This is a genomic window from Vibrio mangrovi (genome assembly GCF_024346955.1).
Classification (GTDB): domain Bacteria; phylum Pseudomonadota; class Gammaproteobacteria; order Enterobacterales; family Vibrionaceae; genus Vibrio; species Vibrio mangrovi.
This window is the reverse complement of the sequence record NZ_AP024884.1, coordinates 230,090-252,620: the sequence shown is the minus strand read 5'-3', so window position 1 is coordinate 252,620 and position 22,531 is coordinate 230,090. Positions and strand designations below refer to the sequence as shown.

Below are 22,531 nucleotides of genomic sequence, written 5' to 3'. Positions count from 1 at the left end.
GTCAGTAAATTAATGAACACTATCAAGAAGATATATCAATATGCAGAACCTAACCTGTCTTCCGTTGGTTGGATGGGATTCATTGGTTTTCCTGTCTATTACTATATCTGGACCTATCTCTTTCCACAGCCGTATGAATCTCTATGGCTAAGAGCCACTGGAGCAATACTGTGTCTCGGTCTTGCACTACGTTCTTTCGTACCCATAAAAATTAAAAAATACCTTCCTTATTACTATTACTTCACCATGGGATTTTGCTTACCATTCTTCTTTAGCTATATGATGATCATGAATAGCTATAATAATGTATGGGTTATGTCTTTTACCGCTTCCATCTGTTTGCATATATTACTCATCCATGAAACGAAATCACTCATAATGCAAACAACAATATCAATAGCCATAGCGTACTTTACTGCTGACTATATGATAGGAAATGAGCTGAAATATTTTATTGACTGGATGTATGTACCAATATTTCTTTTTGTTTACTTCTTTGGAAATGTGTTTTATTTCCGCAATCAGGTTTCCCATGAAACAAAGGTATCGATCGCCAAATCATTTGGTGCAGGGATTGCGCATGAAATGCGAAATCCTTTAAGTGCAATCAAATCTTCTCTGGAAATTATTCAGTCTGTGTTTAATGAAAGTCACCCTTCTCAGTCAGTACCCGCATATACGATAGAACAACACAATGTTCAAATGGTTAATGATATGATTTGCGACATGCATAACATCGTCGACTCAGCCAATGAAACTATCAATCTATTGTTAACATCCATTGATCAAAACCGAATTCCAACATCTACTTTCAAAATGTATTCAGTAGATGAAATTACCCGACACGCAATACATTCATTCAGCTATAAAAACCCGGTAGACCGACTCGCAGTAACCGTTACAACAAACAATGATTTCAGATTTCTAGGCAGTGATATTTTATTGAAGTATGCATTTTATAACCTGCTTAAAAATGCATTTTACTATCAGAATAATGAAAATTTTCGTATTGATATCAGTATCCGAAGCCAGAAAAAATGCAATCAAATCACAGTTAGAGATAATGGTTCAGGTATTGATCCACAGCATTTACAAGATATTTTTAAAGACTTCTATACACATGGTAAACATGGTGGTTATGGACTTGGCCTGCCATTCTGCCGAAGAATCATGGAAGCCGTGGGAGGGAAAATTGAGTGCTCATCTGTTTTGGGAGAATGGACTGAATTTACGCTCTCTTTCCCGAAAGAATTCTCTCCAGAGATGAAGAAGTTAAAAGAGGAACTGATTCATTCCAAATCACTCCTCTATATCGGTAACGAAAGTGCTGTCTGCCACCGCCTGAAAAAGCAGGCACAGCAGATGGGATTCAGTATAGAAACAGTAACATTACCAGAAGCAATAGAGCGTAATGAGTATGAATTTGAGTTTGATATGGTCATGATTGACCTAGACCAAATCGATCAGAGATGGGATTATCTGACTGTTCTGGAATCCCTGCTCCATTTTTCTGAAGCCCGGCTACATTATCTCTATAATTCAAAAAATCATTATCCAATCAACATAGAACGATATCTTTCAGTCTACCCATTGGAAGTCAGCCAAATTATTCAAGACAGTACAGTCACTTTGTATCAACTATTTTTTGAACTGGATGAGAAAATTGAAGCAGACAAAAATGTCATTCCATTAAGAAGGGAACGTGTAGAAAAATACATTCTCATTGTCGATGATAATCACTCCGTGCGTAATTTAACTGCAATGCTACTGGAAAAACAAGGCTATCACGTGTTACAGGCTTCGAATGGTCAAGAGGCTCTGGGAACGATAGAAACACATACTGTTGATCTCATTCTGATGGATATCGAAATGCCCGTTCTTGATGGCATCGAAACAACCAGTACGATCCGTAGCTCCCAGAAACCATATCGCCATATTCCAATCCTTGGTCATACCGGCGACAGCAACACCCCGACGCTCAAGCGGATTCAAGACTCAGGAATGAACGATTATATTATTAAGCCAGCAGATACTGAAAATCTACTAGGAAAGTTAGCAAACTGGATATAATTCACCCATATAAAATCATCAATCATTTAAAATATACATTTTCATTTTCTAGTAGACATTTGCATACTGAAATTATTCGATCAACATCTTCATTGGTTAAAGAACTGTTCATAGAAAATCGAATAATATTTCTATTCTTAGGCGTTGCCGGACGGCAAAAAACTGAACCAAATATACCCTGCTCCTCAAGAATATCTCTAACTAATTTCGTATTATATTCATCTCCTGTCTCTAATGAAATAATATGCGATTGACTTCTTATATCCAGACCAATTTCACGTAGACCTAAACGTAGCCGCTTAGATAAGGAAAATAATGCTTCTCTTCTATCATCAACACTTCTTATGACATCTAAAGTCGCTTTTAAGCCATAAATCTCATAATTCATCATGGTTGAACTAAAAATATTAGAAAACGCAGTATATGGAATACATTGACCAAAGTTACTGTTTGTACATATAAGCCCGGCACGGTAAGCAAATGCTTTAGCCAGGCTGGCAGTCATAAAATCAACTTTTTCGGACAGGCCTAAGCTACTTAACATCCCAGCGCCATTTTCTCCATAAACGCCCAATGAGTGAGACTCATCAACAACGGTCACACATCCGTATTCCTGTGCAATAGAAACAATTTCTTCCAGAGGAGCAATCGTTCCTATTGTACTGTATATAGAATCAACCACAATAATTCCGGGGCCATTACGTTGAATAAGTTTTCTTAGATGGTTACTATTATTGTGCATAAATGGACGAATTTTAGCGCAGCTATATCGAGCACCTTCCCACATTGACATATGAGCAAAGAAATCAATATATACATTAGTATCTGGTACACAAATAGCCTGTAATAAAGAAACATTTGCATTCCAACCAGACTGGGAAATATAAGAGTTACTAAAATTTGTATACTTTGACAGTTCATTTTCTAGCATATATTTATTATTATTGTCATGCAGAAATATTGATGACATAAACATATCACTCTTTTTATTTTGCAATGATTCTATTAATCTACCTCTAATCTCCACATGCTCTGATATATCTAAGTAATCATTACTTTGTATAAGAACATCTCCTCTTTCAGGAGTTAACCCAACAACTAAATTCTTTCCATAATCAGTATTTATAAGGTCTTTCATCAAGAAGTCCATTCTTGATTTAATAAATTCAGGCAATTCTTTTTGGCAATTAATCATAATATTTTCCTTCTTAATCAGAATGATTGAGAAAGGCATTTTCTCAGGAAGGAAACATTTGTCATTACGATAAATTAATTATTTTGCGCATTACTACAAATTCAATTATATTAAATATATTATTATTTAATCATCATTACCATTTGGCGGTTTGGTTTAAATCTACATACTTTAACTTTAGAAAAAACAATGAGTTCTGGATTAGAAATGAAACTACCTTATAGAGAACCCAACAGAATTCTCATCCATTGGTTATTTAACAACATAACAGCAGTAAAAATTTAAACGAAGAGAAGTTTACTATCTTTGAAAGATCTTCCATTGGTATACTTAAAGATCATAATAGCATCAGACTATTGTTTACTAAAAAAGTTTCTCTACAGAATATAAAAAACAGCGCTGAATTCACAGCGCTGCTTATTAATGACAAGTGTATACGACTTACTCTGCTTCTTTCTGCGTGGTCCGCTTTTCCCACTGTAAAACCAGACTAATTGCCGCCGGTAACATGGTTAAGGTAATCACGGTTGCCGCCATCAGACCGCCGATAATCGCATATGCCATTGGCCCCCAGAAAGCCTGCCGGGCAATAGGAATCATCCCCAGAATCGCGGCAAAAGCAGTCAGCAGTATCGGTCTGGCCCGGTGAGTTGCAGCCATCACAATAGCCTGATGTGCCTCATTACCTCTGGAGAGATTATCATCAACTTCAGAGATCAGAATCACCGCATTACGGATAATCATCCCGACCAGCGCAATAATCCCAAGCAGTGCCACAAAGCCGAGTGGTGTGCCTGTCGGCAACATCGCTGCAACAATCCCGATGAGTCCAAATGGCGCAGTACACAGTGCCAGCATCATGCTGGAGAAGCGTCTGAGCTGCATCATCAGCAGTGCCAGCATAACGATAAGTGTCACAGGTAAAACATCATAAATTGACTCATTCCCCTTACTCGACTCACTGACTGTCCCTTCTTCAGTGACTTCATAACCCTCTGGTAACTGCGCTCTGAACGCTGCAACCTTCGGTGCCAGTTCAGAAGAGACTTTCTCAGCCAGCACGCCGGAAATGATATCCGTCTGTACAGTAATAAAAGGTTCCAGCTGACGCCGCCAGATAATCGGATCCGTAATGGTATACTCAACCTTCGCAACCAGTCTGAGTGGAATCACCTGATCCTGACCTAATGAAATTTGCAGATTTTCAATCGTCTCAATATCCTGCTGCTCGCTGACACCACCTTTCACCACAATACTAACCGGATGTATTCCTTCCCGTAGTGAAGTAATGGTCTGTCCGGAAAAAATCGTCGCCAGTTGTTCAGCAATTTGCTGACGGCTCAGACCGACGGCCCGTGCTGCGGTTTGATCCACATCGACACGCAATAGCCGTTGCGGTTCACCGGATGTCAGGTTGATATCCCGCGTATCCGGATGTTCAGCAACCACATTGGCAAGTGACTGAGCATACATCCGGACTTTGTTCAGATTCGGGCCACTGACCCGGTAACGCAGCGGCCAGCCGACCGGCGGCCCTAGTTCCAACGGAGAAACACGGGTAATCCACTCACCAAAGTCACGTTGCATTATGCCCTGTAACTCTTTGCGCAATTCCTTCCGCTGTTTGATATCTTTCGCAACGACGACGACCTGAGCAATATTCTCCTGATTCAGCAGAATATCCATTGGCAGATAGAAACGCACCGCTCCTGCCCCGACATAACTCGAAAACTGAGCGATTTTCGGATTCTCCAGCAATTGATTTTCCAGCATCCTGACCTGCTCCAGCGTCTCACTCTGGCTGGCATTCGCAGGCAGTCTCAGACTAATGAGCAGCTCAGGCCGATCCGATGCCGGGAAGAACTCTGAATGTAACCGTCCGGACAAAGCTCCGGCAGCCACCAGCAGAAATACGGCAACAAAGATGGTCTTCCAACGATGATGCAATACACCATGGATGAGCCTCTGATACCAGGCGGACAAGCGTCCCTGATGAGCTTCATGCGATTTAAATGAGTGGGGGAGCAACCAGACACCTAACAACGGAGAAAAGAGAATGGCAACAATCCATGAACTGGCCAGTGAAATCACTACGACCACAAAAAGTGAATAACAGTATTCACCGGCTCCGGAGGCCGCGAAACCAACCGGAATAAATCCGGCAATGGTCACCAGCGTTCCCGTTAACATCGGAAATGCCGTATTCTGATAAGCCCAGGCAGCGGCTTTTCTGCGTGGCCAGCCATCTTCCAGTTTCGAAACCATCGCTTCGATGGTGATCATGGCATCATCGACCAGCAAGCCAAGCGAAATAATCAGCGCTCCGAGAGAAATACGCTGAAAACCGATTCCGGCCATTTCCATTCCGGAAAAGGTCATCGCCAGAACAATGGGAATGGAAACCGCAACGACCAGACCAGCTCTGGACCCGAGCGAAACAAATGAGACAGCCAGCACGATCACAACGGCTTCAACCAGTACTTTGACAAAACCACCGACAGCATCTTCAACCACCGCTGACTGATCCGCAACTTTGGTGACGTGAATCCCATATGGCAGGTCTCTCTGAATTTTTGCCATGGCATTACGTAAATCCTGGCCGAACTTCAGCATATTGCCATCGGGAGACATTGAAATAGCCAGCCCAATCGATGCCTTACCATTGATACGAAACAACGGTGTCGGTGGCTGTTCGGCCTGCGTATAGATGGTCGCAATATCTCTGAGCGGAATAAAACGATCATGAATTCGCAGGACAATATCATTCAGACTCTCAGCAGAACGAAATGATCCGCTGACCTGAACCGAAATCTGTTCATCTGCGGTCCGGATCACCCCGGCAGGTGTCACTGTATTCTGCGCCTGTAAACTCTGAATCACCTGTTGCAGGTTCAGTCCGAGTCCGGCCAGACGTTTGGACGAAATCGCCAGTACGACCTGCTGTTCCTGAGCGCCCATCACTTCGATTTTACTGACATATGGCACGCGCATCAGTGTCGAACGAATATCATCAACCTGCTGACGTAGCTCTTTCATGCTGAACCCGTCGGCAGTAAAAGCAAAAATAGTCCCGTAAGTATCGGCAAACTCATCATTGACTGCCGGGCCAAGAACGCCACTGGGTAACTCAGGCGCCAGATCCGACATTTTCTTCCGGGTCTGATACCAGATATCATCCACCTCTTCCGGTGGTGTGCTATCCCGCAGGTTAATAAAGATGACCGTTTCACCGGCCCGGGTATAACTTCTTAAATGATCAAGATAAGGAATTTCCTGTAGTTTCTTTTCTAATTTGTCAGTCAGAAACTGCGTCGTTTCTTCAATCGTGGCTCCGGGCCAGCGCGCAGAGACCACCGCAATTTTTACCGTAAACTCCGGGTCTTCATTACGGGGCAGCTTCTGGAAACTCATGATCCCCATCACGACGATCATCAGCATCAGAAAAGAAACCATCTGTTGATTTTCCAGTGCCCAGGCGGAAAGGTTAAAGCGTTTTCCGGGAGAATTTGACGCCATGATTACTCTCCCTGCATCAGACGAACTTTTAATCCGGGACGCAATTGGTCCACACCGGCAATGACGACCTGATCACCTGCGTTCAGTCCTCCGGAAATATGGATAGAATCGTCGCTGTAACGCGCAACCTGAATCAGTTTCAGCTGAAGCTGACTCGTCTGCTTATCCACCACATAGACAGCCGGCTGATCACCCTGACGGGTGAGTGCCGCTTTTGGGACGACAACCTGATCAATCGTTGGCAGTTGTAACTGCCCTCTGACAATTGCTCCCAGTCCCATCAGTTCGGGTGGATCGATTAATGTAACCCGAACCCGGTATGTCCGGGTGTACGGATCAGCCTGAGGCGTCACATCACGGAACTTAGCCCGGACTTTGACATTGGGATTGGATAACAGGGATACGGTAATTTGCGGATCTTCAATCCGGGTCTGAAGTACCTGCTCCGGGACTTCAAACACAGCATCCAGTTGACCGTTGTAAGCTAATTTAAAGACTTGTTGTCCCGCACTGACAACCTGTCCGGGATTCGCACTCGTTTCACTGATAACGCCATCCTGAGGAGCAATCAGATGGGTAAAACGTAAATTATCCTGCGCATCATTAACCGCAGCCTGAGCCCGTTCGAGCTGAGAAGCAGCGGCCTGCCAGTCAGACCGTGACTGATCATAACGGGACTGAGAAATCGCACCGTTTGGTAACAGTTTCTTCATCCGCTCAAAATTACGTTTGGCTAACTCTGCGGCAGATTTCGCATTATCCAGTTCGGCAGTGGCCTGTTTCAATGTATTGTTGGCATTGCTGGGATCCAATGTCGCCAGCAGATCACCCTGGCGAACATGGTCTCCGACATCAACCCGGCGCTCAAGAACACGTCCGGCGATCCGAAACCCCAGTAAAGTCTGTTGATATGCTTCAATATCTCCGACCTGACTGACAATCGGGGTTGTCTCAACCGATGAGACCGTCATTGTTTTCACCGGGCGGATCGGTTTTGGCTCAACCGTCATCTGACGGTTATCATCATCACAGGCAGTTAACCCACCAATCAAAATCCATATCCCGAGCCACCGGAGCCAGACACGATGCCGAGAAAATCGACCTGTAGAATCAGGTCTTTTCTGACGAATGCTAAACGTCATCATGATATTCCCCTATCATTTTTATTTAGAATTCAACGGATATTACCCGTTTATGATACAGAGTGAACGGAAATTTTATGAATAGCACTTGTGGTCAGACCGGACAGACTGCCCGATCCGGTCATACGAAAAGAGAAATATACGAAAAACAGAATTTCAGCGTGATGTGATTCTCTGGCGCCACTCGGTCTGAGTCATTTTATACAGACAATGTCGCACTAACGGATGCTCAGGAGCTACTTGCGGGTGATCGAAATCATCTCCGGTATTGTGCATTCCGATCTTGCACATAACCCGTTGGGAAGGCTGGTTAGACAGTGTGGTAAAGGCATAAACTTCGGGAAGATTCCGTTGTTCAAAAGCAAAACGAAGGACGCTTTCAGCTGCTTCCGGAGCATAGCCTTTTCCCCAATGTTCAGGCAGCAGACGCCAGCCGATTTCTGTCAGTGGTGCATGAGGAATCCCGCTCTGGCCATCTTTGTCATTCAGACCGACAAAGCCGATAAATTCACCGGTAGACTTCAGTACTGTGGCCCAAAGTCCCCAGCCCTGAACATCGATCATGTTCCTGATACGATCAGCCAGACTGTCGCTCTCCTGCTGTGAAAGCGTAGCCGGGAAATACCGCATCGCATGTGAATCAGCATTCAGTCGGGCAAAAGCGCTATAGTCACTATCACGCCACTGACGTAAAATTAAACGTTTTGTTGCTAAGACATAAGACATATCGGTACGACTCCATGCTGAATTTCAGGGGGAGCGAGCATGGATGAAATAGTTATAAAGATAAAGTCATGATGGTCATCATTGTGATCGATGTTCACACTTCAACCCAATCATCTCAGCATAGCATTTCCACAAAAGCGCCATCGTTACAACACGAATGAACCCCGATGTTCAATATTCCGGAGTTTTGACCAGTGCACTCACTGTCTGTCGGTGGATCCGGTATATCGTCAGCAGGTTCATACTCAGCAGCGATGTTTCTAACATCATGCCGCCAATCGAACCAACGATGATATTGTTAATCAGCCAGCACATTCCACCCAACAGAAAACCGATCCGCATTTTGATCCCGGAGAGACAGAAAACAGCGTAAGTGCCAATTACTGTTCCCATAACCGACCAGAGATCCCACCAGTGATTAGCCATCCATAAACCACTTGCCAGACTAATCAGAATGAAAACAGCAGCAACCCGGGCTGATGAAACAAAAATCGCAGTCGTTGTTCTCGCCGCAGACAGTAATGTACTTAATGCCGAAACGGTCGAACCCAGCAGGATATAATGAATACAGTGATTCAGATTGAAAATAAGCATCAGCACTTTCAGACGCCGATCATTTTTCTGATAAAAAGTGGAGAGCCCTAAAGCAAAACTCACCAAGCCCAATGCTTGTGCCAATACATCATCCACAGCAATACTCTCACCTATCGGTTCACGGACAGTTAATTCAAAGATTAACCATATGAATAACAAATAGAAAAGCCAGAGAATTCAGCTTTTCGACGTTATTATCGTTGCACAGTTTCAAATTTTTGAAAAGCCATTTTAAAAAAACTATTCATCCTGTAACACATCGATATAATAACCCAGAACCGGGCAAAGGGCAGAATAAATATGAGTACATCAGTCACACCGAATATTGATGATTTTCTGATCAGAATCGATCCGTTTGATAAGTTGCCACATACTCTGGTCACTGAGATCGCCAATACTGTCAAAGTCAAATATCTGGTTAAGGGAGAAACCATTGGTTTCAGTGCGCTGTGTGAACAGCGCTACCTCTATATCATCAGAACCGGCGCGATCGAGCAACGCACTCAGACAGGGGAATTACGGGCCAGACTGGGGCAGGATGATCAATTCGGTTTTACTTTTCTGACACCGCTGGTCAATGCAGAAGATGGTTATCAGGCACAGGCAATTGATGATTCACTGCTTTATCTGATCCCGCATCAGGAACTCACTCAGGTCTGTGCAAGCTATCCAGAGTTCGCAGACTATTTTGCTGCTCAGGCGAAAACTCGTCTCACATCGGCGGTAAATGATGTCAATGGTAAAGAAGAAAAGGGGTTGTTCTATAGAACCGTCGGTGAGATCGCCAGTGAAAACATAGCTATCGTCAACACTGACGATAGTATCCGGGATGTGGCTCGCGCCATGTGTGGTCAAAAACGCAGTTCCTGCGCAGTGGTCATGCAGGACGGAGAAATCGTCGGGTTAGTGACTGATCGGGATATGACCTATTCTGTCGTCGCCACAGAAAGAGATACCAGTGAACCCATTGCGACTGTCATGACGCCAAACCCAGTGCTGATTGACAGCGATGCGAAAGTCATTCAGGCCATTTCTCTGATGTTGCAATATAACATCCGTTGCCTTCCAGTGATCAGTAAAAATCAGGTCGTCGGATTGCTCACCACCACACATCTGGTCCACAACCACCGGACTCAGTCTCTGTTTCTAATCGAAAAGATCAAATACGCCAGCTCTGTCAATGCGCTGGCAAGTCTGAAAGAAGAACGGGAAACGATTTTTCAGGCGCTGGTCGAAAGTGGTGTCAGTGCCGAAATTCAGGGACGGATAATGTCGATGATGATGGATGCCTTTACCCGCCGAATCATCCAGCTCAGTGAAGAAATCCTCGGCCCGCCACCCTGTGAATACGCCTGGGTCGTTGCCGGTTCTCATGCACGTAACGAAGTCCATATGCTTTCTGATCAGGATAGTGCTTTAGTACTGTCGGATAATGCCAGCGATGAACACAAACTCTATTTTACTCATCTGGCAATGCGGGTCTGTAATGCGCTGGCAGCCTGTGGCTATCCGGTTTGTGATGGCCGGTACATGGCTGCCTCACCGAAATGGTGCCAGCCGGTTTCCCGCTGGAAAGAATACTACCAGAAATGGGTTTCCAGCCCGGAATATAACCGTCTTCTGAGTATCAGTGTGTTTCTTGAGGTTCGGTCCGTTTATGGGAACCGGGAGCTGGTTGATCAAATTCAGCAACACTTGCATCACTGTATTCAGAACAGTTCCGGCTTTATCCCGGCACTGGTCCGGGATGCTGTCGAAACGCAGCCACCGTTGGGAATTTTCAATAATCTGGTTCTGGAAAAAAGCGGTCAGAACAGCCATACGCTGAATATCAAAAAATATGCACTTAATCTGATTATTGATCTGGCAAGAATCTTCAGCCTTGCCGCAGGTGGCTCTTTAACCGGAACCGAAGAACGTTTCCGTTATGCGACGGAACATGGTTTTCTTTCTCAGGACAGTTGTGAAAACATTATCGGCGCCTACCGGTTTATTACTCAGGTCCGCTTTCGCCACCAGCTCAATGCGATACTGGCGGGAACACCGCCGGATAATCATATCACGCCGGATCATTTCAGCAGTTTTGAACGTAAACATCTGAAGGATGCATTCAAAATCATCAGCGAATTACAGGATGTCGCCAAACTCAAATTTGTCAGAGGAAGATAAACCAATGCTGACTCGCTGGCTGAAACGATGGAAACGTGTCCTCGGGGCGGAGATACGCCGACAACGGGTCGAACCGGCGCCGCACTGGCCTGCTCCACTGAAAAATTACCTGTTGCAGCCTTTTGCCGACGCACAGACACCATTATCTGAATTGCAGTTTCTGGCCGTCGATTTTGAAACTACCGGACTATCACCGGCACGGGATCAGATCCTCTCAATCGGTATGGTCGATCTGACTCTGGAAGGTATTGATATCGCCAGTACTGAAGAAATCCTGCTCAATCACGGAGAATTTGTCAAAGCAGAAAGTGCACAAATCAACGGACTGACTCCGAAAATTCTGCAACAGGGCATTACTCTGTCCAGAGGGATAAACCGGCTGCTTGAACGGGCTCAGGGGAAAGTCTTACTTGCACATCACTGCCAGATAGAAAACAGCTTTATCACTGCTTTTCTGCAAAATAACTACAATCTCAGCACATTCCCCGTCTGTTTTATCGATACACTGCAAATTGAGAAACGCTTCAGTTATGCCGGCAGAAGCAGATATCATGAAAGCTATCAGTTAAATGACTTACGCAGTTATTATCATCTGCCCGACTACCTTGCCCACTCTGCGGCCAGTGATGCATTCGCCTGTGCTGAGTTATTTTTAGTTCAGGCCAAAAAACTGAACCTGCAACAGCTTGCTATCAGCCAGTTGACCGTTGATTAAGGAATATCAGAACATCCACCCATCAATGTGCTTCACGATCCCGTGATGGTGATGTGCCGAATGTGCGATTGTAATCGCGGCTAAAATGAGAAGCGCTTTCGTATCCGACCTGAAACGCTGCGGATGATATTTCCATTCCCTGCATAATCATTTTCCGGGCTTCATACAGCCGGAGCTGTTTCTGGTATTGCAGCGGTGTCAGTAAGGTAACAGCCTTAAAATGTTGATGCAAAGAAGAGACACTCATATTGACCCGGCTTGCCAGCGAGTCAACTCTGACGGTCTTTTTATAATTTTCATTCAGGTACTGAATAGCTCGCATCACTTTATTGCTGGAACTGTCAAAAGTGCATAACTGCCGTAGCATCTCCCCATGCTCTCCCATCAGCAGCCGGTAAATCATTTCACGTTCCAGCATCGGGTAAAGAACTGGAATATCATTTGGATTATCGAGCAAGTCAACCATCCGTTTCATCACGTCAATCAATGTATCTGAAACAGGGACAATCATAACCCCTTTCGATTCACTACAGTGCCGTTGACTGCCCGAATCAAGCTCGGACATCAATTGTGCAACCATAGACATATTTAGTTCAAAAATTGCACATAAATAAGGTTGTTGAATACTCGCTTCGACAATGTATGACTGAATAGGAATATCAATCGAAGTAATTAAACTCTCTCCGGGAGAAAAAGTCTGCTGAGTCCCATATAAATAAAGGCTTTTTAAACCCTGCAAGGTGACAATAAAGCTGGGTTTATAGATGTTGCTATCACAGTGAGTCGGGGCTGAAACTTTAAAAAAACTGAGCGACTTCATCGACGTCGGATAGAGTCCGTCACGATCAATCAGACACATTAATTTTTCTGCTAATTTTCCGGTCATTTCTGTCATTGCTTGTCCCATCCAACTGTTTTCTACCATCTGAATTACTGTTGGTCTACTTCGTTCGAATTAATTTTTTGACCTTCTGATTAGACAGAACCTTGTAGGAATAGGCAAGTGTTTTGTAGAAATATGATATTCATCCAGATGATTAACCCCTAGAATCATTCTCTGGATGTTCTGCAAGAACAATCCAGCCATCAGGCTTTGCTTTTTCATTTCCAGGAACTGTATTTTCCCTATCCGTTGAAAGGAAACTTATTACAATGAAGACAAATCGGTTCAGCCGCATATTTCTGCTTTGCAGTATGCTTACCGCACATGGTGTATACGCAAACAATACTACCGAATCATTAGATGCCGCACTCCAAACAGTTTCTCCGAAACTAGCGCAAACCAATCAGTTTCTTGCAGATGAACTCTGGCAGCGCCCGCAGTTGTCGATGAAAGAAAGAAGTCTGATCACTCTGGCTGCCGCCATTGCCAGAGATCAACAGGCAATTCTCGGCGAACAGATTCAGGGCGCATTAGATAACGGCGTCTCTCCCCAAGAAGTTTCAGAAGTGATCACGCACCTGGCATTTTATGCCGGTTGGGGCAATGCCATGTCTGCTGTCAAAGCCGCAGCACCGATTTACCAGAAACTAGGTATCAAGAGTCCACAGATAGAGCCGTCATCTTTGAAACTACTGCCGATCGATGAGAAAGCCGAAGCTGCCCGGGCTAAATTTGTTTCTGCTAATTTCGGTAAGGTTTCTGAAGGGGTTGTCCAATATACAACAGATAAGCTGTTTAAAGACTTATGGCTCCGCCCTAATCTGGCACCTAAAAACCGTAGCTTAATCACAGTCAGTGCTCTGATTGCAACCGGTCAGGCAGAACAGGTTCCTTATCATCTCAACAAAGCGATGGATAACGGACTTACTCAGGCGCAGGCTTCGGAGCTGTTAACACAGCTTGCATTTTACGCCGGTTGGCCGAAGGTATTTTCTGCTCTGCCCGTCGTAAAAAAGGTATTCGAATCACGCAATATATCCAAGTAGGAACGATTTATGATAAACAGTACTCTCAAAAGCAGTATGCTTAAAACCATCGCCGTCGCAGCTTTATGTAGCGCTTTTTCTGCCAACCTTTTCGCTGCAGAACAAACGACAGTGATCCGAAAAGGTGAAAATGCTTCATTTGAAGGTCCGGCAGAATATTTTACCGGCAAAGTAAAAGTAGACATGCTGTTCCCGGTTGCTGAAGATGTGAATGCCTCCGGTGCTTATGTAACTTTTGAACCCGGTGCCCGCTCAGCATGGCACACTCATCCGGCCGGACAGAAAATGGTTATCACTTCCGGCGTTGGCCTGACTCAGGAATGGGGCGGTGAGATTCATAAACTTTATCCGGGTGATGTACTTATCTGCCCACCGGGAGTAAAACACTGGCATGGTGCCAGCATCGATTCACCGATGACCCATCTGGTTATCACCGGTGATCTGAATGGTAAAAATGTTGAGTGGATGGAAAAAGTAACCGACGAGCAGTATCAGGGCCACTAAGTTCGCAAACATTCTTGTTCAGAAATCATGATAAAACCACCGCTAAAAAGCGGTGGTTTTATCTCAGACTTATCGACCAGAAAATTATCATCAGATCAACGACAATTCCCAAATCTGCTATTTGCGGTAACAGTTGATCAGCGTCGTTTTGATACGCATCAGGCCATCCAGCAGAACTTCTCTCGGACAGGCCATATTCAGCCGGATATAACCTTCACCTGCATCTCCGTACACTGTGCCCTCACTAATAAATAAGTGACTCTGCGACTGCAATGCCTGACTGATTTGTGCTGATGATGCATTGAGACTACGACAATCAATCCACGCCAGATATGTGGCCTCCTGAGTGGTCAGAGTCAACTCTGGCAACTGCTCGGAAATGAAGCTTGAAACAGTCAGGTAGTTCTCATACAGGTAATCCCGTAATGCATCCAACCATTCTTCCCCTTCATTATAAGCAGCCATCAGCGCCTCAACACCAAATGGATTTACATCACATACTTCATGAATATTCAATGCCTTATCTATTTTGGCCCGAATATTCTCATCCGCTACAATAATATTTGCAATCTGTAACCCTGCGATATTGAATGATTTACTCGGAGAGTTGCAGGTAACCGAATTCAACAGAAAATCATCACTCAGAGCAGCAAAGGGCTGATGCCTGAACTCAGGGAATGTGAGATCACAATGGATTTCATCACTGATAACGACCACACCATGCCGGCCACAAATTTTGCCGACCTGCTGAAGTTCTTCAGCGGTCCAGGCTCGCCCGACAGGATTATGCGGATTACACAATAACATCACAGAAACGCTGGGATCAGAAGCTTTCAGCTCCAGATCGTCAAAATCCATTTCAAAATAACCGTTGTTACAGATCAATCGGTTTTCAACCAGACGGCATTCCATATTGCGAATCGAGCTGAAAAAACAGTTATAAGCCGGTGTCTGGACAATCACTCCATCTCCCGGCTGAGTCAGGGCTTTTAATATCGCCGAAATAGCCGGAACAACACCGGAAGTATATAAAACCCAATCCCGTTCGATCAGAAACTGATGCCGACGCTGAAGCCAGCTAATCAGTGCGGAATAATAACAATCCGGCACTTTGGTATAACCGAAAATACCGTGACTGACCCGGCGTTCTAAAGCATGAATCACCGCAGGAGCAGTCCGGAAATCCATATCAGCAACCCACATAGGTAAACTTTCAGGATCATTCGACGCATCCCATTTATAACTCCCGCTGCCGCGTCGGGGAACAACAGTATCGAAGTCGAACGATTTCACTTAATTTTCCTCATAATCAACTGATTCAATCACGCAAGCCCCCGGATTGATGCAGTTCTCATCGATGATCACTTCACCGATTGACTGAGCCCGGATAAACCCACTTTTCGGGTTTTTAACACTGACAATATGTGAATTGATCTCAGCCTGTAACGTGGCATATTCAAAACACAAATCGGTGTCTTCCATAATACAGTTTTCCATGATCAGATCCGTTGCATAGCATAGCGGTTGCTCACCACGAATCACGCAATTTACCAGACGCAGATTCTTTGAGTGCCAGCCCAGATATTCACCCTCGATCACACTGTCATACACCGTCACATTCTCGGTGCCCCAGAATGCGTCTTTTGAATTCAGATGTGAATTTCTGATCGTCACATTCTTTGCGTCCTGGAATGAGTAGTTCCCCTGAAGGGTCATATTGTCGATGACAATATTTTCACCGTTCATAAACACATAGTCAGCACCTTGTAGCTCAACGTTTTTCAGGGTTACATCATCACAATTCCACAGTGTCTCACCGGCATTCGGAAAACGTGAGTTCTCGATTGTCAGATGAGAAACCCGCCGGAACATTTTCGGTGCTTCAACCAGACAATCACGCATTGTCAGGTTTTCCGTATACCAAATTGCAGCACGGGCATAAACCGTGAACTGGCATTGTTCTACCACAATATGATTACTGTGCCAGAAAGGATATTTACACATGAATTCACAATTCTGTGCGGTGACATCGCTAGAATGTTTCAATGCGGATTCACCCGGATAAAAGCGGACTTTATTCAAAGCACCATCTTTTAATGCATATAAGGGGCGTTCCCCTTCATAAAAGCAGTCATTAATTTCAGTTTTCATCAGAGTCACATTAGACATTACTATTATTAACCTGTATTAAAAATTTATTCTGGACGGATAACCAATAACGGTCTTCAACCGATACTGATATAAAGCATTCGAAATACTCCGGAGAAGAATATTTTCTATGATGCAGAGAAGTAGCATCTGAGATGCATTAAGTATTTTCTGGCATTGAAATTTGTTTTGCTGGCATGACTCTCAATGACACATTCAGAGTCAGTGCTGCCAGCACCGTCACTCCAGCGATAGCGACGGTTAATTTCCAGCCATAGTGGCTATATAACCATGGTCCAAGCCATGAACCGACAGCACCACCAGTAAATGTGAATGCAATGCATAATGCATTGAGCCGACTTCTCGCTTCCGGGACAAAAGCAATAACGGCCTGCTGGATGACAACATTGGTCATATGTACACCGGGTTCAAGTAGCAGGGCTGCCAGCATGAAAGCAAACAGATACATTCCTAAAACCGGCGTCGCGATAAATGCACAGAAAACCATACTGATACTGATGAGCGTCAGCAAGAAACCCTTACCGCGATCAATCATTTTTCCGGCCATTAAAGCGCAGGGTGGCGCGGCCAGACTTATCAGAGAAAAAATCGCAATATCCGTATGAGAAAAGTGCAAAACATCCTGTAATACAATCGGGACGGTCGCCCAAAATAGGGTAAAAGTCATAAAGATTAAAGCCATCGCGCCAAGATATCTTTTAATTCCCGGAACCGAAATAAACAACCGGACCATCGAAGATAAAATCGCAGGATAACTAAGTGCATCAGCGACAGGCGCTCTACGTGGCATCTTGCGGATCAACAAGCCGACCACGACCATCAATCCGGCAGCATAAAAGTAAGTAAACCGCCAGCTTCCAAGACCAGTCAGCAAACTGGCAGTCGGACGTGATAAAACGATACCTAACAGTCCACCGGAAATAATCAGTCCCAGAACCCGCCCTCGTTCTTGATCTCCGGCTAAACCGGCACTCAACGGAATAATCACTTGCATTGAGCATGAAAATAGCCCGACAAAAAATACCGATGATAAAAAAGACAGCTGATGATGGCTTAGCCCGGCAGCCACTAAAGCCACCATTGCGCCCCACACCAATAAACTCAGTAATCTTCGGTTTTCGACCACATCTCCCAGCGGGACCAGAAACAACACACCGAGGCAGTAACCGATCTGGGTCACAGTCACGATAATGCCGCTACCGGACAACTCAATACCGACATCCGGGGCAATGTCTGAGATGATGGGCTGGGCATAATATAAATTTCCCAGTACCAGAAAGCATATAACCGCCAGAATATACTTCAAACTTGTAGACATAAGCCCTCAAAGCCAATATTGATAGCCTCATGGTGATAGTTTCTGTCCGGAGCACAATAAAAAGCTCTGAATCCTGTCACTTGAGATATTGGATATATGTTATTTTTGCAATAGCTGGTCAAGCACCTGCTGTGCATTCGCAGCAACATCCGCTCCGCATTCACGTTCCATGACAGCAACAAATGTCTGAAGCTGAGCCGGGGTAATGCCATTGTTTAAACTAATACCGTAATGGGCCTGAAGCTGGCTATTGACGCCTTTGATATTGGCCAGAGCTGCGATCGTTGCCAGCTCACGGGTTGGCCAGTCCAGCACATCCCGCTGAAAAATATCGCCAAACAGATGTGCTTTCAGAAAATAATCGATTTCCGGAGAAAAATCGAACAGTGGCCCACTCACCGGCTGACCAACCAATTTAGTCTGATTCGCAGTTCCAAACTCAAGACTGGTTTGATCCGTAGGAAGCGGGCTAGCACTACTGCCCTGCGGGTCTTCAATCCCCTGAGCTTGCCGTTCCGCTAAAACAGCCATCAACGTACCAAGCCCATTCAGACTTCTCGGGAAACCAGCATACGCATAAAGTTGAACAAGAACTTCTTTAATTTCATTGACGGTCAGACCAACATCAAGACCTTGATTCAAACTCGTTTTTAACTTATCGATTTCCCCACTTGCAGTAAAAGCTGCAATAGGGATGATTGCCTGCTGCTTGTCATTAAAGTCTGTTTGCATGAGATACGCTCCTGAAATTAGAGAATGAAGAGGTCGTACTATAACGCTTTCTTATGGTCAATCGATAGCCTATTTATTCTAAATTATTGCCTAATTGTGTAGAGCTTAGAATTTTCCTGCTATTTTATATAAAAATAGTGGATAGAGCCCATCAATAACTCTAACTAATTGATTTTTTATATATCCCCATTTATATTCTTGCTGGATTTTCAACCAAAACCCTGAAATAATATTGGCAAAAAACGGTTAAAACCTCACAGAATGACTTGCCTGATACTCTTAATATCAGGATAAAACTGCGTTGTAACAGTTAGTTGTAAACAATAAATAGCAGTTGTAGACCGTAGAGACTAAACAAAGAAGTGAACCGAAGATGAGCACACCAGAAGAAATGGCAGCAGCTTCCGATAAGCTGGCAAAATGTATTATCCGATGGACCGGGAATGCAACACAATTCGATTCGCCAGTCCCCGGACTCAGACTCAGCCGTTGGGATACAACAACCCTTCCGACAAGCTATACGCAGAAATCTAGTATCTGTGTCATCGCCCAAGGTGTAAAACGAATCATTTTAGGTGAAGAAACATATACTTATGATGCAAACAGTTTTCTGATTTCGTCTGTTGATCTGCCTATCGTGGCTAATATTGTAGAAGCATCTCCGGATAAACCTTATCTGGGTCTGATCATGGAGTTAGATCTTCAGGAAATATCCCAGTTGATCGTTGACAGCGGATTCTCGTTGAAACAGTCAAAACAAGCTCAGAGCGGAATGGATGTCGGACATCTTTCTCTCCCGATGCTGAATGCATTTCAACGCTTAATCGATCTCCATGATGAGCCGGACAACATTAAAATTCTGGCACCAGTGATTAAACGCGAAATCTTTTACCGCCTGTTAAGCACAGAGCAGGGGCTGCGACTGCATCAGATTGTAACAACCGGAAGCCACAGTAACCAGATTTCAAAAGCAATTGACTGGTTAAAGCGTAACTATGCCAAGCCACTTAGTGTCGGAAAACTGGCCTCATATTCAGGCATGAGTAAATCAGCATTTTATAATCATTTCCGGACGATGACTTCAATGACGCCACTCCAGTTTCAGAAGAAACTGCGTCTGAATGAAGCCCGGAGACTGATGCTGACGGAAAACTTAGACGCACTCGCCACAACCTTCAAAGTCGGTTACGAAAGTCCGTCACAGTTCAGCAGAGAATACAGCCGGTTATTCGGTGCTCCGCCATCGAAAGATATCAAAAGCTTACGCGAATCTGGCTTTGCCTGAGCGACGATAAAAACTTCATCATTCCATATGCCTGCTGTATCTTTTATACCGCAGGTTATGGTCATTCTTCTGATTGTGCTCCTCGGTTCATCTCTGTCTTTACATGCCATCCAATCTACACCACTTACTTCATAAATATTATCTGAATAAGAGAATATTCAGCCATACAAATATTCAGAAATAAAAACATCCGATGAGTTAATTTTATTATTTCCCTTTAAACCACCCAATAAATATGTGATTCAGATCATATTACAATAATAACAATAGCTTCCATGTTATTTAGATCTGCATCATATTTTTCAAACAAATGATCGGTGAGAAAAAATCAAAACAACAAATGCATCAAGGTGCAATGAATAATAATAAAATAATTTATTTTATATACAAATCATAGTGTTATCACAAAAATCTCCCCATAAGCCTCCAAACAATGCTTCCTGAGCATTAAAAGAAATTCAATTTAAGCATTGGTCTTTTCCCGGGGGCATTGATATTTTCATCAAACTTCTGGGAGTTTAATAAAATTTACTTTTGCATTTTAAATATTAATTAAATTTACCAGAATTAATTTTATTAATATTGGAGAGGATTTATGAGCGGTAAATATGATGATTTAATATCAGATATTATCGACAACGTTGGCGGGCAATCAAATATTGCAGACTTATATCATTGTCAAACCCGTCTTAGATTTGTCTTAAATGATTTTGATGTCGTCGATGTTGAAAAGATGAAATCCATTCAAGGCGTAACTCAGGTTGTCGTCAAAGGCGGACAATGTCAGGTAATCATTGGCACGCATGTTAAAGAAGTCTTTGACGCAATCAAAAGTAAGTTCGAATTCTCCAGTGATTCAGGAAATGGTGAAAACCCAAAAAATAATTCCGGATTATTTGAAAAAGCGATTGATTTTATTTCAGGCACATTCAGTCCGATCATTCCGGCAATTGCTGGTGCCGGGATGGTAAAAGCACTGTTGGCGTTACTTCTATTGGCTGGGCTGGTTACTCGTGAATCGCAGTCATACTATATCGTTAACTTTATGGCAGACGCCGTATTCTATTTCTTACCTATGCTGCTGGCTTATTCTGCTGCAACAAAGCTGAAATGTAGCCCGGTGATTGCAACTGTCTTAGGCGGAATCCTCCTTCACCCGAGTTTTGCCCACCTGAAAAGCCTCGGCGATCCGGTCGAAATCTTTAATATTCCGGTCAGACTGGTTAACTATGGTTCATCCGTGGTGCCAATTCTACTGATCGTATGGTTGCAAAGCTATGTTGAGCGCTATCTGAACAAAATCGTACCCAACGCAGTCAAAATCATCTTTGTGCCAATGCTTACCATTTTCTCTGTCGGTATTGTCGGTCTGACACTGTTAGGGCCATTGGGCGGTTTCGTCGGTGATTACATTGCTGTTGGCTTTAATGTCATGCAGTCATTCGGTGGCTGGACGATCGTCTTCCTGATCGCAACCTTCTGGCCGATTCTGGTTATGTTCGGTATCCACTATAGCATCACACCGCTGTCAATCGCCCAGATCACAACCATGGGTGTGGAAAATATTATCGGCCCCGGAGCTATGCTGGCAAACGTAACTCAAGGTGTTGCAGCACTGATCGTCAGCCGCAGAACAACCGATTCATCAACCAAACAGATCGCAAACTCCAGTGGTATCACTGCATTAATGGGGATTACTGAACCTGCACTCTACGGTGTAAACATTCCGAAGAAGTATCCATTGGTTGCCGGTATGATTGGTTCTGCCTGTGGTGGTTTATATGCAGGTTTAGCTGATGTTTATCGCTATGCAACCGGCGCATCAGGTTTACCGGCAATTCCACTGTATATCGGGGAAAATATCTGGAACCTGTTCAATATCCTGATTGCTTTGGTCATTGCTGTTGTTGTAACTGGTGTTCTGACCTACGTCCTGAGCCTGAAATATGAGAAAAAATCTCAAGAGACAAAAGAGCAGAAAAATTTTGAAAAAATGACTGATGATGAAATCATCTTCAATCCGGTTAAAGGAAAAGTCATTCCTCTCTCTTCAGTCAGTGATGAAGCATTTGCCTCTGAAGCACTTGGCCCCGGTATTGCTATCGAGCCCGTAGAAGGAAAAGTCGTTGCTCCTTTTGACTGTACGGTTGTTTCACTGCTGCCATCAAAACATGCTGTCTGTCTGGAATCGGATAACGGAACAGAACTACTGATTCATGTCGGTATCGATACCGTATCCTTGCAAGGAAAGCATTTCGAAACTCATGTTGAAGAAGGTCAGAAAGTTAAATCCGGTCAGCTACTTATCAGCTTTGATATGGATGCCATTGCTAACGCCGGTTTCTCATTGCAGACGCCAATCATTGTGACTAACTTAGATGGACAATCGAAGCTGGGTTATCTGAGTTCCGATGAAAATCATCTGGAGATCAATGAAAAATTATTAGTACTCAGTCAGGCTTAACGA

At 44.0% G+C, this 22,531-nt stretch carries 17 protein-coding genes; 7 read left to right on the top strand and 10 right to left on the bottom strand.

Annotation, left to right across the window (positions count from 1 at the left end; genetic code table 11):
- The first annotated feature begins 12 nt into the window (after nt 1–12).
- Entirely contained in the window at nt 13–2,070 is a 2,058-nt protein-coding gene (locus OCU74_RS17370; protein WP_087481097.1) for a hybrid sensor histidine kinase/response regulator, read from the top strand.
- Nucleotides 2,071–2,092: 22 nt separating this feature from the next.
- Here OCU74_RS17370 and cqsA read toward each other — a convergent pair whose 3' ends face one another.
- The 5 genes from cqsA to OCU74_RS17345 form a co-directional block, all read right to left on the bottom strand.
- Nucleotides 2,093–3,265 (bottom strand): alpha-hydroxyketone-type quorum-sensing autoinducer synthase, encoded by a 1,173-nt coding sequence (gene cqsA, locus OCU74_RS17365; RefSeq protein ID WP_087481098.1) that lies wholly within the window; start codon nt 3,263–3,265, stop codon nt 2,093–2,095.
- 441 nt (nt 3,266–3,706) lie between these two features.
- The gene (locus OCU74_RS17360; protein ID WP_087481099.1) at nt 3,707–6,781 is read right to left on the bottom strand and encodes an efflux RND transporter permease subunit; all 3,075 of its coding nucleotides are present in this window, start codon (nt 6,779–6,781) and stop codon (nt 3,707–3,709) included.
- 2 nt (nt 6,782–6,783) lie between these two features.
- A complete protein-coding gene (locus OCU74_RS17355; protein ID WP_087481100.1) occupies nt 6,784–7,926 on the bottom strand; it encodes an efflux RND transporter periplasmic adaptor subunit in 1,143 nt (380 codons plus the stop codon).
- Nucleotides 7,927–8,079: 153 nt separating this feature from the next.
- On the bottom strand, nt 8,080–8,649 hold the full coding sequence (locus OCU74_RS17350) for a GNAT family N-acetyltransferase (RefSeq protein ID WP_087481101.1): 570 nt from the start codon (nt 8,647–8,649) through the stop codon (nt 8,080–8,082).
- Between the two features lie 171 nt (nt 8,650–8,820).
- Entirely contained in the window at nt 8,821–9,345 is a 525-nt protein-coding gene (locus tag OCU74_RS17345) for a YgjV family protein (protein ID WP_087481197.1), read from the bottom strand.
- Between the two features lie 198 nt (nt 9,346–9,543).
- On the opposite strand from OCU74_RS17345, the gene OCU74_RS17340 reads away from it, so the two are divergent.
- Both OCU74_RS17340 and OCU74_RS17335 read left to right on the top strand, forming a co-directional pair.
- Nucleotides 9,544–11,412, top strand: coding sequence for a DUF294 nucleotidyltransferase-like domain-containing protein (locus tag OCU74_RS17340; RefSeq protein ID WP_087481102.1), 1,869 nt, complete (start codon nt 9,544–9,546; stop codon nt 11,410–11,412).
- Between the two features lie 4 nt (nt 11,413–11,416).
- Nucleotides 11,417–12,127, top strand: coding sequence for an exonuclease domain-containing protein (locus OCU74_RS17335; protein ID WP_087481103.1), 711 nt, complete (start codon nt 11,417–11,419; stop codon nt 12,125–12,127).
- A 22-nt stretch (nt 12,128–12,149) separates the two neighbouring features.
- Here OCU74_RS17335 and OCU74_RS17330 read toward each other — a convergent pair whose 3' ends face one another.
- Complete coding sequence (locus tag OCU74_RS17330) at nt 12,150–13,052, bottom strand: AraC family transcriptional regulator (RefSeq protein ID WP_087481104.1); 903 nt, start codon at nt 13,050–13,052, stop codon at nt 12,150–12,152.
- 227 nt (nt 13,053–13,279) lie between these two features.
- Here OCU74_RS17330 and OCU74_RS17325 point away from each other — a divergent pair, with 227 nt between their 5' ends.
- Together OCU74_RS17325 and OCU74_RS17320 are read left to right on the top strand one after the other, a co-directional pair.
- Entirely contained in the window at nt 13,280–14,056 is a 777-nt protein-coding gene (locus OCU74_RS17325) for a carboxymuconolactone decarboxylase family protein (protein ID WP_200807716.1), read from the top strand.
- Between the two features lie 9 nt (nt 14,057–14,065).
- Complete coding sequence (locus OCU74_RS17320) at nt 14,066–14,560, top strand: (R)-mandelonitrile lyase (RefSeq protein ID WP_200807717.1); 495 nt, start codon at nt 14,066–14,068, stop codon at nt 14,558–14,560.
- Nucleotides 14,561–14,677: 117 nt separating this feature from the next.
- Here OCU74_RS17320 and OCU74_RS17315 read toward each other — a convergent pair whose 3' ends face one another.
- From OCU74_RS17315 to OCU74_RS17300, 4 genes are all read right to left on the bottom strand, one after another.
- Complete coding sequence (locus tag OCU74_RS17315; protein ID WP_087481105.1) at nt 14,678–15,853, bottom strand: MalY/PatB family protein; 1,176 nt, start codon at nt 15,851–15,853, stop codon at nt 14,678–14,680.
- Nucleotides 15,854–16,711 (bottom strand): DUF3737 family protein, encoded by an 858-nt coding sequence (locus OCU74_RS17310; protein ID WP_234993583.1) that lies wholly within the window; start codon nt 16,709–16,711, stop codon nt 15,854–15,856.
- Between the two features lie 157 nt (nt 16,712–16,868).
- A complete protein-coding gene (locus OCU74_RS17305; RefSeq protein ID WP_087481107.1) occupies nt 16,869–18,047 on the bottom strand; it encodes an MFS transporter in 1,179 nt (392 codons plus the stop codon).
- A gap of 99 nt (nt 18,048–18,146) precedes the next feature.
- Complete coding sequence (locus OCU74_RS17300; protein WP_087481108.1) at nt 18,147–18,779, bottom strand: carboxymuconolactone decarboxylase family protein; 633 nt, start codon at nt 18,777–18,779, stop codon at nt 18,147–18,149.
- 373 nt (nt 18,780–19,152) lie between these two features.
- Here OCU74_RS17300 and OCU74_RS17295 point away from each other — a divergent pair, with 373 nt between their 5' ends.
- Nucleotides 19,153–20,064 (top strand): AraC family transcriptional regulator, encoded by a 912-nt coding sequence (locus tag OCU74_RS17295; protein WP_087481109.1) that lies wholly within the window; start codon nt 19,153–19,155, stop codon nt 20,062–20,064.
- Between the two features lie 595 nt (nt 20,065–20,659).
- Complete coding sequence (locus tag OCU74_RS17290) at nt 20,660–22,528, top strand: beta-glucoside-specific PTS transporter subunit IIABC (RefSeq protein WP_087481110.1); 1,869 nt, start codon at nt 20,660–20,662, stop codon at nt 22,526–22,528.
- The last annotated feature ends 3 nt before the right edge of the window (nt 22,529–22,531 follow it).